This is a genomic window from Paractinoplanes abujensis, from assembly GCF_014204895.1.
Classification (GTDB): domain Bacteria; phylum Actinomycetota; class Actinomycetes; order Mycobacteriales; family Micromonosporaceae; genus Actinoplanes; species Actinoplanes abujensis.
Window position 1 is genome coordinate 5177892 of record NZ_JACHMF010000001.1, and the last position, 15600, is coordinate 5193491.

16 protein-coding genes are annotated in these 15600 nt (G+C 71.3%); 9 read left to right on the forward strand and 7 right to left on the reverse strand.

What is annotated here, in order from left to right:
- The first annotated feature begins 33 nt into the window (after window positions 1-33).
- From BKA14_RS23395 to BKA14_RS23405, 3 genes are all read left to right on the forward strand, one after another.
- Window positions 34-1275 (forward strand): MFS transporter, encoded by a 1242-nt coding sequence (locus BKA14_RS23395; protein WP_184953024.1) that lies wholly within the window; start codon window positions 34-36, stop codon window positions 1273-1275.
- Between the two features lie 13 nt (window positions 1276-1288).
- Entirely contained in the window at window positions 1289-2695 is a 1407-nt protein-coding gene (gltX, locus tag BKA14_RS23400; RefSeq protein ID WP_184953025.1) for a glutamate--tRNA ligase, read from the forward strand.
- Between the two features lie 305 nt (window positions 2696-3000).
- Window positions 3001-3669, forward strand: a complete 669-nt coding sequence (locus tag BKA14_RS23405) for a hypothetical protein (protein ID WP_184953026.1) — start codon at window positions 3001-3003, stop codon at window positions 3667-3669.
- 161 nt (window positions 3670-3830) lie between these two features.
- Here the strand turns inward: BKA14_RS23405 and BKA14_RS23410 are convergent, their stop codons facing one another.
- The 4 genes from BKA14_RS23410 to BKA14_RS23425 all read right to left on the reverse strand — a co-directional run bounded on the left by BKA14_RS23410 (window position 3831) and on the right by BKA14_RS23425 (window position 6620).
- Window positions 3831-4634 (reverse strand): hypothetical protein, encoded by an 804-nt coding sequence (locus tag BKA14_RS23410; RefSeq protein WP_184953027.1) that lies wholly within the window; start codon window positions 4632-4634, stop codon window positions 3831-3833.
- Complete coding sequence (locus tag BKA14_RS23415) at window positions 4631-5128, reverse strand: RNA polymerase sigma factor (RefSeq protein WP_184953028.1); 498 nt, start codon at window positions 5126-5128, stop codon at window positions 4631-4633. The genes BKA14_RS23410 and BKA14_RS23415 overlap by 4 nt, the downstream gene beginning before the upstream one ends.
- 47 nt (window positions 5129-5175) lie before the next feature.
- Window positions 5176-5721 carry a TetR/AcrR family transcriptional regulator gene (locus BKA14_RS23420; protein ID WP_184953029.1) on the reverse strand — a complete coding sequence of 182 codons (546 nt, stop codon included), beginning with the start codon at window positions 5719-5721 and terminating at the stop codon, window positions 5176-5178.
- Window positions 5722-6380: 659 nt separating this feature from the next.
- On the reverse strand, window positions 6381-6620 hold the full coding sequence (locus tag BKA14_RS23425) for a hypothetical protein (protein ID WP_239092729.1): 240 nt from the start codon (window positions 6618-6620) through the stop codon (window positions 6381-6383).
- Window positions 6621-7067: 447 nt separating this feature from the next.
- On the opposite strand from BKA14_RS23425, the gene BKA14_RS23430 reads away from it, so the two are divergent.
- From BKA14_RS23430 to fabF, 5 genes are all read left to right on the forward strand, one after another.
- Window positions 7068-8264, forward strand: a complete 1197-nt coding sequence (locus tag BKA14_RS23430) for a PucR family transcriptional regulator (RefSeq protein ID WP_184953031.1) — start codon at window positions 7068-7070, stop codon at window positions 8262-8264.
- A gap of 190 nt (window positions 8265-8454) precedes the next feature.
- Window positions 8455-9399, forward strand: coding sequence for an ACP S-malonyltransferase (locus tag BKA14_RS23435; RefSeq protein ID WP_184953032.1), 945 nt, complete (start codon window positions 8455-8457; stop codon window positions 9397-9399).
- The gene (locus tag BKA14_RS23440; protein ID WP_184953033.1) at window positions 9396-10346 is read left to right on the forward strand and encodes a beta-ketoacyl-ACP synthase III; all 951 of its coding nucleotides are present in this window, start codon (window positions 9396-9398) and stop codon (window positions 10344-10346) included. The genes BKA14_RS23435 and BKA14_RS23440 overlap by 4 nt, the downstream gene beginning before the upstream one ends.
- A 49-nt stretch (window positions 10347-10395) precedes the next feature.
- Window positions 10396-10638: an acyl carrier protein gene (locus BKA14_RS23445; protein WP_184953034.1), complete on the forward strand. Its 243-nt coding sequence runs from the start codon at window positions 10396-10398 to the stop codon at window positions 10636-10638.
- 1 nt (window position 10639) lies between these two features.
- Window positions 10640-11866, forward strand: coding sequence for a beta-ketoacyl-ACP synthase II (fabF, locus tag BKA14_RS23450; RefSeq protein ID WP_184953035.1), 1227 nt, complete (start codon window positions 10640-10642; stop codon window positions 11864-11866).
- Between the two features lie 42 nt (window positions 11867-11908).
- Here the strand turns inward: fabF and BKA14_RS23455 are convergent, their stop codons facing one another.
- Entirely contained in the window at window positions 11909-13627 is a 1719-nt protein-coding gene (locus BKA14_RS23455) for a glycoside hydrolase family 3 protein (RefSeq protein ID WP_184953036.1), read from the reverse strand.
- A 42-nt stretch (window positions 13628-13669) separates the two neighbouring features.
- Window positions 13670-14161, reverse strand: coding sequence for a DUF3145 domain-containing protein (locus BKA14_RS23460; RefSeq protein WP_133872489.1), 492 nt, complete (start codon window positions 14159-14161; stop codon window positions 13670-13672).
- 234 nt (window positions 14162-14395) lie between these two features.
- Between BKA14_RS23460 and BKA14_RS23465 the strand changes: the two genes are divergently transcribed.
- Window positions 14396-14722 carry a hypothetical protein gene (locus BKA14_RS23465; protein ID WP_184953037.1) on the forward strand — a complete coding sequence of 109 codons (327 nt, stop codon included), beginning with the start codon at window positions 14396-14398 and terminating at the stop codon, window positions 14720-14722.
- A 115-nt stretch (window positions 14723-14837) separates the two neighbouring features.
- Here BKA14_RS23465 and BKA14_RS23470 read toward each other — a convergent pair whose 3' ends face one another.
- On the reverse strand, window positions 14838-15458 hold the full coding sequence (locus BKA14_RS23470) for a carbonic anhydrase (RefSeq protein WP_184953038.1): 621 nt from the start codon (window positions 15456-15458) through the stop codon (window positions 14838-14840).
- Window positions 15459-15600 lie beyond the last annotated feature (142 nt).

Here is a 15600-nt window from a genome sequence, read left to right on the forward strand (position 1 = left end):
CTCCGAGGAAAATGAGCCCACGAGGAGGGCCGGATGGCCGTCGCCCACGGAGTCCCCGTCCTCGCCACCCCGGTCGAACCCGTGCGCCGGTCGTGGATCGGGTTGTTGTTCGCGGCCAACCTGGGCCTCTGGATGGCGTACTTCACGCCCATCCAGGTGCTGCTGCCCGAGCAGGTCGCCGAGATCACGCCGGACAGCAAAGAGCTCTGGCTGGGCATCGTCACCGGCATCGGCGCGATCGTGGCCATCGTGGTCAATCCGCTGGCGGGTGCGCTCTCCGACCGTACGAGGATCAAGCTCTTCGGCCGCCCGTACGGGCGCAGGCACGTCTGGACCCTGGCCGGCTGCGCCCTCTCGGTGCTCTCGATCGCCGTGCTGGCCGAGGCCCGCAACCTGTTCACCGTGATCGTGGCCTGGTGCTTCGTGACCGTCGGGATCAACATCATGCTGGCCTCGCTGACCGCCGCCGTGCCCGACCGCGTGCCGGTGGCCCAGCGCGGCCTGGTCTCCGGCTGGATCGGCATGCCGCAGGCGCTCGGCCTGGTCGTCGGGGCCGTGCTGGTCACCGCGGTGCTCACTGACATCGGGCCCGGCTACATCGCGCTCGGTCTGGGCCTGGTCGTGCTGGCCGTGCCGTTCGCGCTGCTGACCAAGGACGACCCGCTGCCGACGGGGCACAAGGTGCGCGCGCACTGGAAGATCGACCTGCGTGGCCACCCCGACTACATGTGGGCCTGGGGCACCCGGTTCCTGGTGCAGCTGGGCAACGCGCTGGGCACGCTCTACCTGCTCTACTTCCTCGACGACGCGGTCGGGCTGGACGACCCGGACACCGGCCTGCTCTACATGATCCTGCTCTACACGGTCGGCATGATCAGCACCGCGATGATCGGGGGCTGGCTCTCCGACCGGGTCGGCCGGCGCAAGATCTTCGTGATCTGGTCGGGGGTGCTGATCGCGATCGCCGCCACCCTGCTGGCGATCTGGCCCACCTGGGCGATCTCGCTGGTGGCGGCGTTCCTGTTCGGCATGGGCTTCGGGGTCTACCTGGCGGTCGACACCGCGCTGATCACCCAGGTGCTGCCCAGCGAGGCCGACCGGGCCAAGGACCTCGGCGTCATCAACATCGCCAGCGCCGCCCCGCAGGCCCTGGGCCCGCTGCTGGCCGCCCCGATCGTGACCAGCCTGGGCGGCTACCCCACCCTGTTCGCCCTGACCGCGCTGGTCAGCCTGGTCGGAGCCGTAGCCGTGGTGAAAATCCGTTCTGTGCCCTAGGTAGTCTGAGCGGGTGACTGTTCGCGTACGCTTCGCCCCCTCCCCGACCGGCATGTTCCACGTCGGCGGCGCCCGCACGGCGCTGCAGAACTGGATCTACGCCAAGCAGCACGACGGCGTCTTCGTGCTCCGGATCGAGGACACCGACGCCGCCCGCAACCGTCCCGAGTGGACCGAGGGCATCCTGCAGGCGCTCGACTGGATCGGGATCGAACGCGGGACGTACGAGGGGCCGTACTACCAGTCCTCCTACGCGCCGGATCACGCCGCCGCCGTCACCCGCCTCTACGGCGAGGGCAAGGCGTACTACTGCGACTGCAAGCGCGAGGACGTCATCGCCCGCACCGGCAACCAGCACACCGGCTACGACGGTTTCTGCCGCGAGCGGGGCCTCGGGCCGGGCGAGGGCCGCGCGCTGCGCTTCCGCACGCCCGACGAGGGCGAGACCGTGGTGGTCGACCTGGTGCGCGGCAAGCCCACGTTCGAGAACAAGCTGCTCGAGGACTTCGTCATCGCCCGCAGCGACGGCTCCCCGCTGTTCCTGCTGGCCAACGTCATCGACGACATGACCATGGGCATCAACCACGTCATCCGGGCCGAGGAGCACCTGCCCAACACGCCGAAGCAGCAGCTGCTGTGGGAGGCGCTGGGCCAGACCCCGCCGGTCTGGGCGCACGTGCCGGTCATCGTCAACGAGAAGCGGCAGAAGCTGTCCAAGCGCCGCGACAAGGTGGCCCTGGAGAGCTACCGCGACGAGGGCTACCTGGCCGCGGCCATGAAGAACTACCTGATGCTGCTCGGCTGGGCCCCCAGCGACGACCGCGAGATCGTGCCGTGGCAGGTCATCGAGGAGGAATTCCGCCTCGAAGAGGTCAACCACGCCTCCGCGTTCTTCGACATCAAGAAGCTGCGCGCGTTCAACGGCGACTACATCCGGGCGCTCTCCGTCGAGGAGTTCATCCAGCTCACCACGCCCTGGCTGAGCGGCACGGACACGATCCCGGCCCCGCCGTGGTCGCCGTCCGCGTTCGACGCCGAGGTGTTCACCACCGTCGCCCCGCTCGCTCAGACCCGCATCGCGGTGCTGTCCGAGATCGTGGAGTACGTCGACTTCCTCTTCCTCGACGAGCCGGCGATCGACGAGGCGTCGTGGGCCAAGGCGATGAAGGAGGGCGCGGCCGGCATCCTGGACGCCACGGTCGACGCGTTCGAGGCGCTCGAGGAGTGGGCGGCCGAGCCGCTCAAGGGCGCGCTGGAGGCGGTGGGTCTGGCCCGCGAGCTCAAACTGGGCAAGACCCAGGCCCCCGTACGGGTGGCGGTGACCGGCCGTTCCGTGGGGCTCCCGCTCTTCGAGTCGATCGAGGTGCTGGGCAAGGAGCGCACCCTGGCCCGCCTGCGGGCGGCCCGGGCGCGCCTCTGACCCGGTATTGCCGTCCTTACAGCATTTGGGGTCCGGTCGGCCATTCGCCCGCCGCCGTAACGGTGGTGAAATCCGCTGAGCGGGTGACCGGGCCCCGTTCGGATTGCGCGGAGTGGGTACTATCTCGCCACTGATCAACGGCCGTCGTCGTCTCGAAAGTCATCCTCCGGATGGCAACAATTCGTGCGGCCCGAGATGCGGGCGGGCTTCGGCTCGGGAAGGCTGAGGGTCTCGGTCGCTCCACGGCAGGTGGGCGGCGGATGGCGCGCGAAGCCATGTCCACCACGGGGCGGGGAGGCCGGACGATGGTTCGAGGGGCGATCACACGGTTCGTAGCGGCGGCCGGAGTGCTCGCGGCGACGGCCGCGATGGCGATCGGGCTCGCGCCCGCCGCCGCGTACGCGGAGGGTGCACCGAAACCGGCCCCGAAGCCGAACATCATCCAGATCACCGGCAAGGGCATCGACGACAAGATCGTGATCACCCAGGCCGAGAGCAAGCGGCTCTTCTCGAGCCTGCTGAGCGAGGTCAACTGGATGTATTCGGCCCGGTCGCAGACGGCCTCGCTGCCCGCCGACAAGCTGGGGCCGAAATACAACCTCACGGTCTTGTCCGGCAAGACCGGCCTGCAGACGTACGACGTGTTCCCGTCGGCCGCGGGCGGCCCGCGGGCGCACCGCCTGGCCAAGCAGCCGGGTGGCAAGAAGGCGGCCGAGGGCTGGTTCTACGGCCGGCTCACCATGCCGGAGACGCTGCGGGTCAGCGGCGTGCCGCTCAAGGCGAAGCCGGACGTGGTGGGTGGCGGCATCGGCGGTGGCGTCGGTCAGGACCTCGACGTCGACACCGAGGCCGCGGGCGGCGTCGACCAGGTGCTCGGCGACATCCGCCGGCTCTTCCTGCTCAACGGCGCGGTCCTGGTCGTCATCTTCGCCGGCCTGGCCGGCATCGCCTTCCTGATCCGCCGCCGGGTCTAGGGCCTGTCCTGCCGATCACGTGGCAGCGAGGCGAGGTCCAGGTGGTGGCTGATGTCGGCCGGGAAGCGGCCGCATACCGGTGTTGTATGTGGCCGTTTCCCGGACGCCGTCAGACGCCGCCTGGGCCACGCCGCAGCCCCGCGTGATCGGCAGGACAGGCCCTAGTCCTTCTCGGCGGGGCTGCTCTCGACCGGGGTGTTGAAGTCGGGGCAGCCCTTGCCGCAGTCCTCCTTGCGGCCGAAGGCGTCGAACACGCGCTCATCGGTGGCGACCTGCTCGACCTGGGCGCCGGTCAGTCCTGGCTTGCCGCGCTGCGCCCCGGCGTCCCGCTTGCCCAGAGCCATCACGGCCACCGTGCGGCCGTCGTCGAGCCGATGGGCGATGGTCTGGCGCACCTGACGGTCCGCGTCGCTGACGTCGTCGTAACGCACGAACTCCAGCCCGGCCGCGCGGTCCGGGCGGGCGCACTCGTCCGGGTCGGCCGCCACGGGGAAACACCACTTCTTGCGTACGTCGAAAACGGCGACCTCGACCGTGCCGCGGGACCGCCCGTCCGGCTCGGCGACCTCGTAGCGCCGCCAGCCGTCACCCCGCTCGGCCGACCCCGGCACCACGCGCAGTTCACGCCCCTCGACCAGCGGCTCGATCACCTCGAGCACCCCGTCCGGCGCGGAAGGGCCGGGCACCGGGGCCTGGCTGGGCACGAGCGGCGGCGACACCGCGCCCAGACCGGGCGTGGCCGGGACGGCCTTGATCGTGGCCGGCCGGGGCGCCAGCAACGTCGAGGTCAGCACGTAGCCGAGCGCGACGATGATGGCCGCGGTCACCGCCCCCGCACCGAGAATTCCCTGCGTACGGCGTCGGCGCAGGCGATCGGCGCGGCGGAAGACGGCATCCACCTCGTCGCCGGCCGGAGGCTCACCCTCGAGCACGTGCTCGAGGAGCTGGCTCAGCGGCGCGCTCATCCGGCCATCGCTGCCTCGGACTCGCTGAGCAGCTTCTCCAGGGCGGCCAACCCGGCCCGCTCGTACGCGGAGACCTGCTCGTCCTCCAGGTCGAGCATCGCGCCCGTGGCGTCCACGTCGAAACCGTCCCAGTAGCGCAGCACCAGCACGGCCCGGCAGCGCGCCGTCAGCTTGTGCAGGGCGTCCAGCAGCAGGATCGACTCGGCCTCGACGCCGGCCGCCCCGGCCGAGGCCACGAAGACGTGCTCACGGCGGCGGTTACGGCGGCGGCACGCCTCCATCAGATCGGAGTAGGCGAAGACGTCCGGGTCGGCCACCGCGCCGCGCCGGCTGTCGGCCACCAGGCGGGCCAGGGTGGCCCTGGTCAGCTCGGAGGCCATCTGCCAGTCGCCGCACATGAGGAACGCCGTACGGCGCAGCTGGGGCAGGCGGCTGGTCACGAACTCGCGCAGGGCTGCTTCATTCTCTTCGGCAGCGCTCGTGTCGCCGGACATACCTCCTTTATAGGTGGCAAAAGGCCCACTTCGGTGCCGAACGGCGATCACGCGACTCGAACGGCGACTTCCACCAGACGCACCAGATCGGCCAGATCGGCCTCGAACTCGTCATCACTGTCCGTCGCCACGGTGGTCGCGCCAGTCACCTCACCGGTCGCATAACCCAGCAGAAACGCCAAGATCATGCGGGCCAGCCGCGGGACGTGCACCTCCGGCACCCCCGCGTCATGCAGGATCCCGCGCAGAGCCGCCGTGAGCCACGAAGCCGAAGCCCCCGCCGCGGGCCGGTTCAACAACAGCGGAAACGCACCCGGATGCCGCTTGGCCAACGCCCGCACGGCCCGGCCCAGCGCCCGCAGCCGGTGCCGCCAATCCTCGGGCCGTTCACCGCCCACATCGTCGCCCAGCTCCAGGCCGAGCAGATCCACCAGGCCGTCGAGGAGGGCGTCCTTGCCCCCCACATACGGGTAGAGCGCCATCGACGTGAGCCCGACCCGCTCGGCCACCGCCCGCATCGACATGGCGGCAAGGCCACGCTCGTCGACCAAAGCCAGCGCCTGGTCGAGAATCAGCCGTCTCTTGTCGTCCACCGGTTCACCGTTCCCGGCCCGGCGGGCCGTCCACCGGGACGCGCCCACCAGGGGCGCCTGGCTCACCCGGTCGAGTGAGCCCACCGGCTTGCCGGTCTTTATCATCTCTTATCGCCCGCCGGAGCCCGCGCCGGCTCGCCTCTGCTCGTTTCGAGCCGGCTCACCTGGGTTGATCCCGCACCGGCTCACCTGGGCGGACCCCGCTCCGGCTCACCTGGGCTCGTCCCGCGCCGGCTCTGCAGCGCTGACCTTCGTCGGCGGGCAGGCCTGCACTTCTCCCCGCGGGTCCGGCCTCGTCCCGCGGGTCCGGTCTTGTCCCGCAGGCTCGGTCTTGTCCCGCGGGCTCGGTCTTGTCCCTGTGTGCTCGGCCTTCTTCGGCCTTGTCCCGCGGGTTCGGTCTCGTCCCCGCGGGCTCGCCTTTGTCGGCACGGGCTGGCCTTTGTCGGCGCGGGGCCGCATCTATCGGCGCGGGCCCGGCCTCTGTAGGCGCGGGCCCGGCCTCTGTCAGCGCGGGGCCTCTGTCGGCGCGGGCCCGGCATCTGTCCCCGCGGGCCCGGCCTCTGCCGACGCGGGGCCTCTGTCGGCGCGGGCCCGGCATCTGTCAGCGCGGGCCTGGGCTTTGTCAGCGCTGGCCTGGCCTTATCGGCGCACGGATCCGGTCAGCACCAGCGGCCCGGCGGCCGCCCGCGGCCCGCGGCCCGGCGGCGGGGCCGCACCGCGCCGTGCAGATGCGCGCCCGCCCAGCCCCGCAGCTCGGTGCGGCACGCGCCCCGGCTCGGGCCCGGCTCGGCGTCGTCCTGGTCGACCGGTGGCTCCTCCACTGCCGGCCCGGCGATCGCCGGAAGGGCCGTGCCCGGCGTCTCCGCGGTCGGCACGGTCTCGTTCTCCCGTTCCGTCATCTCGCCTCCCCTCAGCATGTTCGCGCTCAATGATCGGCAGCTCGCGGCCCGCTTTTACCCCTGGCGGCCGCAAGTCTGGCGACGCTAGGACGACACCATGCCAGGTCACCGACCGAAGTCGTGGCAGGGGCGCACCGCTACTCCGGACTATAGGCGCAAATCATCACAAACCACGCAGGCACGACTCACGCCACTCCCACCAAAACCGCAGCAAAGACCCCACCCTGTGGACAACCCGAAGCCCCGCCACCGCCCCTGTGGACAACTCGGCCCGCCGGCTTGACATCGCGCTAAAGTCTCCATCCAGTCCCCCCGGGTGGGTGGTCAGGGGCGGGGGGCAAGGTGAGGGGTGTAGAGGCCCCCCACACCCGGCCGAGCACCGCACGAGACGCGGCGCCCGGCCCCGCTGACACCGGCCCGTCACCGCCCACGTGGCACCCTGGGGGCGTGTCTGAGAGCGCACCACCCCGGGGAGCCGCCAAACCACCCCCCGCCGCCACCCTGCGGCGCATCGAGCGGCACGCCGGCGTCCTGGCGACCTCGGCCGTGGCGCGCATGGATGAGACGCTCCCCTGGTTCCGTGCCCTGCCGGCCGATCAGCGGTCGCAGGTCATGCTGGTGGCGCAGGCCGGTGTGCGGTCGCTGGTCGAGTGGCTGCGTTCGGGCGGCGTGGTCGCGGCGGCCACGCAGGAGATCTCCGACGAGGTGTTCGCGGCCGCGCCGCGGGCGCTGGCCCGGTCGATCACGCTGACCCAGACCGTGCAGCTGATCAAGGTCACGATCGATGTGGCCGAGGCCGAGGTGGCCGCGCTGGCCGCGCCGGGTGAGGAGGAGCCGCTGCTGCAGGCCATCCTCAAGTTCTCGCGCGAGATCGCCTTTTCGGCGGCCCGGGTCTATGCGCGCGCCGCCGAGTCGCGGGGCGCGTGGGACGCCCGGCTGCAGGCCCTGCTGGTCGACGCCTTGCTGCGGGGCGACTCCTCCGATGTGCTGGCCAGCCGGGCCGCGGCGCTGGGCTGGGCCGACGCGCCGCCGGTGGCCGTGGTGGTGGGGCGGTCGCCGGGCGGCGACATCACGGCCGTGCTGCACGCGGTCTACCGGGCCGCCCGCCGGGCCCGCATCGAGGTGATCGGCGGGGTGCACGGCGACCGCCTGGTGGTGGTGATGGGTGGCGCGACCGATCCGGTGGCCATTGCGGGGGCGCTCGCGGAAACTTTCGGGGAGGGCCCGATTGTGGTGGGGCCGGCGGTGCCGTCGCTCGATCAGGCCACCGAGTCGGCGCGGGCTGCCCTGGCCGGTTTCCGGGCCGCTCCGGCCTGGCCCGGCGCGCCCAATCCGGTGGCCGCCGATGATCTGCTGCCCGAGCGGGCCCTGGCCGGCGACATGGAGGCCCGGCGCACTTTGCGCCACGACGCGTACGGGGCTTTGACCCGCGCCGGCAGCGGGCTGATCGAGACGTTGGACGCGTTTTTCGCCACGGGCGGGGTGCTCGAGAGCGCCGCCCGTGAGCTCTTCGTGCATCCGAACACTATTCGTTACCGGCTGAAACGGGTCACGGAGGTCACCGGTCTGTCGCCGCTGGACGGCCGGGACGCGTTCGCGCTGCGCATCGCCCTGGCGGTGGGCCGCCTCGATCCCGCGACGTAGCCGACTCAGCGCAGCCGGCCGGAAAAGCGACGTAGCTCACCTCGAGCTCACCCACCCTGAACAGGCCTTCAAATACGGACAAAGAGGGGTGATTTCCGGGCCGTCTTGTAGGGTTCCCACAACAGCAATCGTAGGGTTTGGTAGACGCCGTCAGCCCCGCAACCGCGGCCCATCCGGAAGAGTCGAAGACGTGCTCGCCGTTCTCTCCCCCGGCCAGGGTTCCCAGAAGCCCGGCTTCCTGACCCCGTGGCTCACCCTGCCCGGCGCCGACACCAAGCTGCGCTGGTGGTCCGCGCTCGCCGGGGTCGACCTGCTGCATCTCGGCACCGTGGCCGAGGCCGACGAGATCAAGGACACCGCCCGTACGCAGCCGCTGCTGGTCGCGGCCTCCCTGCTCGCCGCGGGTGAGTTGCCGCTGGAGCAGGTCGACGTGGTCGCCGGGCACAGCGTCGGCGAGCTGGGCGCGACGGCCCTCGCCGGTGTGCTTTCGGCCGAGGCCGCGATCGCCCTGGCCGGCGTACGGGGAAGGGAAATGGCCGCCGCCTGCGCGCTCGAGCCGACGGGCATGAGCGCCGTGCTCGGGGGTGACGCCGACGAGGTGCTGGCCGCGCTCGACAAGCACGGGCTGCACCCGGCCAACCGCAACGCCACCGGCCAGGTCGTCGCCGCGGGCCCGCTCGACGGGCTGGCCCAGCTGGCCGCCGAGCCGCCCGTGAAGGCCCGCGTCCGCGCGCTCGAGGTCGCCGGCGCCTTCCACACGCCCTACATGGCCCCGGCTGAGGCTGCGCTGGCCGCTGTCGCCGGTGCCGTCACCGTCGCCGACCCGGCCCGGACGCTGCTCTCCGACCTGGACGGCACGGCCGTGACACAGGGCCGCGAGATGGTCGGGCGCCTGGTCCGCCAGGTCACCGCGCCCGTCCGCTGGGACCTGGTGATGCGCACATTGGCCGATCTCGGTGTCACCGGCGTGCTCGAGCTGCCGCCCGCCGGCACCCTGGCCGGGCTGGTGAAGCGCGAGCTCAAGGGCGACGGGGCCCCTGAGATCGTCACCCTCAACACGCCGGACGACCTGCCCGCCGCGCGCGACCTGATCGCCCGGCACAGTGGGCACCAGATCGAAGGAGCAACACGATGACCGCCGGCACCCGCATCCTCGCGATGGGGCATTACCAGCCCTCGCGCATCGTCACCAACGACGACCTCGCGGCGACGATCGACACCAACGACGAGTGGATCAAGAGCCGGGTCGGCATCGCGGAGCGGCGCATCGCCGACGGTGAGTCGGTCGCCGACATGGCCACTTTCGCGGCCGAGAAGGCGCTGGCCGCCTCGGGTCTGACCGCGGCCGACATCGACCTGGTCACCGTGGCCACCTGTTCGTCGATCGACCGCTGCCCCAACGTGGCGACCCGGGTCGCGGCACGCCTCGGCATCAACGCCCCGGCGGCGTACGACCTCAACACCGCGTGCTCCGGCTTCTCGTACGCGCTGGGCACCGCCGACCACGCGATCCGGGCCGGCGCCTCGCGTAACGCCCTGGTGATCGGGGCCGAGAAGCTGTCGGACGTCACCGACTGGACGAACCGCACGACCGCCGTGCTCTTCGGCGACGGCGCGGGCGCCGCGATCGTGACCGGGGTGGCCGACGACGAGCAGCCCGGCATCGGCCCGGTGCTGTGGGGTTCGGCCCCCGACAAGGGCGACGCGCTGCGGATCGAGGGCTGGCAGCCCTACATCGAGCAGGACGGTCAGACGGTGTTCCGCTGGGCCACCACCGCGCTCGCCCCGTTCGCGCTCGAGACGTGCGAGAAGGCCGGAATCAAGCCGTCCGAGCTGGCCGCCTTCGTGCCGCATCAGGCCAACACCCGCATCATCGACGGCATCGTCAAGCGGCTCGGCCTGGGCCCTGAGGTCGTCGTGGCCAAGGACATCGTGCACTCGGGCAACACCTCCGCGGCCAGTGTGCCGCTGGCCCTGTCGAAGTTGATCGAGAGTGGCGAGGTCGCCTCGGGCGCCCCGGTGCTGCTCTTCGGCTTCGGCGGCGGCCTCACCTACGCCGGCCAGGTCATTCGCTGTCCGTAAGCGTTGATCAACCGGAACAGTCCCACCTTTTGAGAGGAAACACCTGACAATGGCTACTCGCGAAGAGATCACTTCGGGCCTCGCCGAGATCCTCGAGGAGGTCGCCGGCGTGAACCCGGACGACGTCGCCGAGGGCAAGTCCTTCACCGACGACCTGGACGTCGACTCGCTGTCCATGGTCGAGGTCGTGGTGGCCGCCGAGGAGAAGTTCGGCGTCAAGATCCCCGACAACGAGGTCCAGAACCTGAAGACCGTCGGTGACGCCGTCAGCTACATCGAGGCGAACCACTGACATGAGCAACGTCGACGTCGTCGTCACCGGGCTCGGCGCGACCACCCCGTTGGGCGGGGACGTCGCGTCCACCTGGGACGCCATGCTCGCGGGCCGCTCCGGGGTGGGTCACCTCACCCAGGAGTGGGCTCAGCAGCTCACCGTACGCATCGGGGCCCAGCTCAAGGTCGACCCGTCCGAGGTCATCGAGCGGGTGCGGATGCGCCGGCTCGACCGTTCCGAGGCGATCGCCCTGATCGCCGCGAAGCAGGCCTGGGCCGACTCCGGTCTCGAGGAGGCCGGGCTCGACAAGGAGCGCCTGGCCGTCAGCTTCGGCAGCGGAATAGGGGGTGCGACCACCCTCCTCGACCAGGACGACATCCTTGAGGCGTCGGGGCAGCGCAAGGTCAGCCCGCACACGGTGCCGATGCTCATGCCCAACGGCCCGGCCGCCTGGGTCGGCATCGAGTTGCAGGCCCGGGCCGGGGTGCACGCCATGGCCAGCGCCTGCGCGACCGGGGCCGAGGCCATGTCGCTCGGCCTCGACATCATCCGCTCCGGCCGGGCCGACGTGGTCGTGGCCGGCGGCACCGAGGCGGTTATCCACCCGCTGCCGTACGCCGGTTTCGCCAACATGCGGGCCATGTCGACCCGCAACGACGAGCCGGAGAAGGCCTCCCGCCCCTGGGACAAGGGTCGTGACGGGTTCGTCTTCGGCGAGGGCGCGGGCACGCTGGTGCTCGAGCGGGCCGACCACGCGAAGGCCCGCGGCGCGAAGATCTACGCGCGGCTGGCCGGCGCCGGCATCACCTCGGACGGTTTCGACATCGTGCAGCCCGACCCGGAGTGCAAGGGCGGTTCTCGCGCGATGGCCAAGGCGCTGCGCGACGCCGGTCTCACCGGCGCCGACATCGCCCACGTCAACGCCCACGCCACGTCGACCCCGGCCGGCGACATGGGCGAGATCATCGGCATCAAGGCCGCGGTGGGCACCCACCCGGTGATCACCTCGACCAAGTCGATGTCCGGCCACCTGCTGGGCGCGGCGGGTGCGCTCGAGTCGATCGCCACCATCCTGGCCATCCGGGACAGCGTGGTTCCCCCCACGATCAACCTGGACGACCCGGACGACAAGCTCGACCTCGACGTGGCGGCGCACAAGGCCCGTCAGCTCGACATCCCCGCCGCCATGAACAACTCGTTCGGCTTCGGCGGCCACAACGTGGCGCTGGTCTTCACCCGCGCCTGAGCCTTCGACGAGAAGGGCCCGGCCGCGCCGGCCGGGCCCTTTTCAGCAGGCCGTGCGGGGCAGGCCGGGCACGGCCACGGGTGACTTGCCGGGGGCCTTGGCCTTGCCCGCGACCACGGCGGCCAGGGCGGTCAGCGACAGCTTGCTCGACGAATACGTGGCTACGAGCACCGGGGACTTGGCCGCGGCCAGCAGGTACGGGGTGTCCATCATGACCGTGACCCGCGCCGACGGGCTGAGGTCGACGCTCTTGTCGCCGTAGCCGACGAGGTGGATCACCGTGCCGCCCGCTGCCTGGACCTTGAACCCCTGAGCCTGCAGAGCCCGTACGAGGGTGACCCGCGCCACCTCGCGGTCGCTCGATGACGTGACGGTGATCGGCCCGCTCATCAGTGCGCCCGAGCACGGGCCGCGCAGCACCGTGATCGAGGCGGCGTCGAGCGCCCCGACCGCCTGCTCGTGGGCCCGCGAGGCGACCACCGACAGGTCCGGCTGCTTCTTCTGCGCGGTGCGGAACTTGAGCGTCAGAATCCGGGTGACCGCCTCGGTCAGGCGCTGCTTCTTGAGCGAGCCGTCCTTGAGCCCGGCCAGGATGCCGTCGCGGGCCGCGCCGATGTCGGGCGGCATGAGCAGCATGTCGTTGCCGGCGTTGAGGGCCCGTACGGCGGCCTCTCCCGGCGCCCATTTCATCGCGGGCGGCATGTTCATGGCGTCGGTGACCGCGACGCCGGTGAACTTGAGCTGCCCGCGCAGCACGTCCGTCATGATCTTCTTGGAGAACGTGGCCGGCACACCTTTGTCGAACGCCTGCAGGTCGAGGTGGCCGGACATCACCACGCCCGCCCCGGCGTCCACGCCCGCTTTGAATGGCGGCAGGTCCTGAGCCGTCCACGCGGCTTTGCTCTGGGTCACCACGGGCAGGCCCTCGTGGCTGTCGCCGCTGGTGTGCCCGTGCCCGGGGAAGTGTTTGAGACCGGCCGCCACCCCGACCCCTTCCAGACCCCGTACGGCTGCGGCCACCTGCAGGGCGTTGGCTTTGGCGTCCGCGCCGAACGCGCGTGACCCGATCACAGTGTTGGCGGGCGGGCCGAGCGTGTCGGCGACGGGGGCGAAGTCGACGGTGATGCCCATGGCGGCCAGTTCCGTGCCGGCCGCGCGCCAGGCCCCCTCGGTGAGCTGGGGTCGCCCGGCCGCGCCGGCGCCCATGGCGGAGGGCAGCATGGTGACGCCCTGGGTCACGCGGGTGACGACCCCGTACTCCTGGTCGGTGCCGATCATCAGCGGCGCCCCGCCGGGCAGCTGCCGCGCGGCGGCCTGCAGCCCGTCGGTCAAGGCCCGGACCTGCTGCGGGTTCTCGACGTTCGTGGTCGGGTTCGTGGCGCCGGTGGGGTCCTTCGCGGTGAAGCCGACCAGGATCAGGCCGCCCAGGTGGAACTTGGCGATCATCTCGGCGGGGGTGTTGACCCCGGCCAGCCCCTGGTTACCGGCGGCCGAGCCCTTGTCCACCGTCGTCGCGTTGCTGCCGTAGGCGTACGGCATGAGGACCTGCCCGGCCAGGTCGGTGTCACTCATCGCGGCCACGGCGGCGGCGGCCCTCGTCGCCGGGTCACCGGTCGGCGCCGAGGCCGGCGTGGAGGGCCGCAGCGAGGGCGCGATCGGTGGCGCCGTGGCCGTGGCCTGCAGCGCCGGGGCGTCGTCGGAGCCGCAGGCCGTGGCGGCCAGCACGAGCGGGAGGAGCAGGGCGGCGCGGACGATCCTCATGCAAGCATCGAATCAGGGGGCCATTCGGGCGTAACGCGCGGGTCAGCCCACCCGGGTCAGCAGCGTCACCGGGGCGCCGTCACCGGCGTACCGGTACGGCTCGAGCTCGGCGTCCCAGGCGGAGCCGAGCGCCTTTTCCAGGGCATGCGAAAGGGCCTCCGGCGCCCGCGCGGAGGCCATGATCGAGCGCAGCCGGTCCTCGCCGATCTGGATGTCGCCCGACGCGCCCATGATCCCGTGAAAGAGGCCGCGCCCTGGGACGTGCATGAAACGCTCGCCGTCCACACCCGGGCTGGGTTCCTCGGTCACCTCGAAACGGATCATGGGCCACTGCCGGAGGGCAGCAGCCAGTTCGGCGCCTGTACCGGCCCGGCCGGTCCAGCTGCATTCAGCGCGCCGCATGCCGGGGTCGACCGGCTGCGGAGTCCAGTGCAGCGTGACCGGCGCTGTCAGTACGCGCGCGATCGCCCACTCGACGTGTTGGCACACGGCGAGTGGGGTCGAGTGGACGTATACGACGCCACACGTTGGCACGGTGACCTCCCGAAGACCGAGGTGCGTCTTCCCCTACGACCTCGACCGCGGTTGATCGTGTCCCATGATGCCGGTTGGTACTGATGGTGCGCCAGAGAATCGGCAACATCGACATCGGATCGGCCGTAGCGGCACATCCGGTTCAACGCCTCAACCTGCTCGGACGGCACGGTCCCGCGAGCATCGTGTAGAGTTGGCAAGGCCTTTTTTCTGCTTTCCCCAAGGAGTGCCGCCGTGGCGAGCAACACCTCAAAGACCGCCCGCGCATCAGTCCGCGCCGGCCAGGGCGCCGGTGGCGCCCTCAGCGTGCTCGGTGAGTACAAGTACGTCATCCCGCTCGCCAACGGCCGCTTCGCGTATGTGCGGAACCTGACCAACGGCAAGACTGCGCACCTCAAGACCGACTCCGACGCTTTCGTCGAGGAGATCCGGGCGCTCTCGGCCGCCGGTCACGGCGCCAAGATCCGGGCCGAGCTCAGCGCGCTCGAGGAGGCGAACCCGGCCCACGGTTGGGGCGCCACCGAGAAGCGTCTGGTCGACGCGGGTGTGTTCGAGGGCTGAGGCCCTCACCGCAAGACACAAGGCGCCTGCCGGCTACGGCCGACAGGCGCCTTTTTGCACCCCTTGAAGATCACCCCACCGCGATCATGGCGGCAGGATGCCGACAAAAAGGACGTCAGGGCAGGAGCTCGACGACGCCCGTGTCGAGGTCGTAGACGGCGCCCACCACGTCGACCCGGCCCGCGGCCACGGCGTCGGCCACCACGTCGTACGCGCCGACCCGGCGCACCGTACGACCCACGTGGGCCCGCATCGCCTTCTCGGCGGCCTCCGGCTCGTCGACACCCACCGCGCGCACGGCCGGGGCGATCTCGTCGACCAGATAGCCGATCTCCCCCGCCGGGATCTCGCCCGCCCGCAGCGCCGACACCGACGCCGCCACCGCGCCGCACCGCTTGTGTCCCAGCACCATGATCAGCGGCACGCCCAGCTCGGCCACCGCGAAGCCCACCGAGCCCAGCACCGCGCGGTCGACCACGTGCGCACCCGAGCGCACCACGCAGATCGAGCCGAAGGTCTGGTCGAAGATCGCCTCGAGCGGCACCCGGGAGTCGATGCAGCCCAGCACGACGGCGTGCGGCTGCTGCCGGCCCGACGCCGCGGCGGCCGCCGAGACCCGGTGCCCGTGCTCCGGGCGGCTGCTGACGAACCGCTTGTTGCCCGCGACCAGCTCGGCCAGGGCTTCCGCGGCGTTCGTGATCGGTGCGGCGGGCCCCGCCGACGGGTCGGTCGTCATACGAGTGATTCTGGCCCAGTTCGGCCGCATGAACAGTGAGTGCGAGCCAACTCACTTTCTGCGCGGGACTTTCGGCCCTACCGCGCCGAATGACGGGTGGCTTTTCGGGTGATCGCGAGTGATGCTGATTACCCGCGGGTAT

Excerpts from the sequence above, each read along its gene's own strand:
- BKA14_RS23395 (WP_184953024.1), top strand. The coding sequence starts at position 34 with ATGGCCGTCGCCCACGGAGTCCCCGTCCTCGCCACCCCGGTCGAACCC.
- BKA14_RS23405 (WP_184953026.1), top strand. The coding sequence starts at position 3,001 with ATGGTTCGAGGGGCGATCACACGGTTCGTAGCGGCGGCCGGAGTGCTC.
- BKA14_RS23410 (WP_184953027.1), bottom strand. The coding sequence starts at position 4,634 with ATGAGCGCGCCGCTGAGCCAGCTCCTCGAGCACGTGCTCGAGGGTGAG.
- BKA14_RS23415 (WP_184953028.1), bottom strand. The coding sequence starts at position 5,128 with ATGTCCGGCGACACGAGCGCTGCCGAAGAGAATGAAGCAGCCCTGCGC.
- BKA14_RS23425 (WP_239092729.1), bottom strand. The coding sequence starts at position 6,620 with ATGACGGAACGGGAGAACGAGACCGTGCCGACCGCGGAGACGCCGGGC.
- BKA14_RS23440 (WP_184953033.1), top strand. The coding sequence starts at position 9,396 with ATGACCGCCGGCACCCGCATCCTCGCGATGGGGCATTACCAGCCCTCG.
- BKA14_RS23445 (WP_184953034.1), top strand. The coding sequence starts at position 10,396 with ATGGCTACTCGCGAAGAGATCACTTCGGGCCTCGCCGAGATCCTCGAG.
- fabF (WP_184953035.1), top strand. The coding sequence starts at position 10,640 with ATGAGCAACGTCGACGTCGTCGTCACCGGGCTCGGCGCGACCACCCCG.
- BKA14_RS23455 (WP_184953036.1), bottom strand. The coding sequence starts at position 13,627 with ATGAGGATCGTCCGCGCCGCCCTGCTCCTCCCGCTCGTGCTGGCCGCC.
- BKA14_RS23470 (WP_184953038.1), bottom strand. The coding sequence starts at position 15,458 with ATGACGACCGACCCGTCGGCGGGGCCCGCCGCACCGATCACGAACGCC.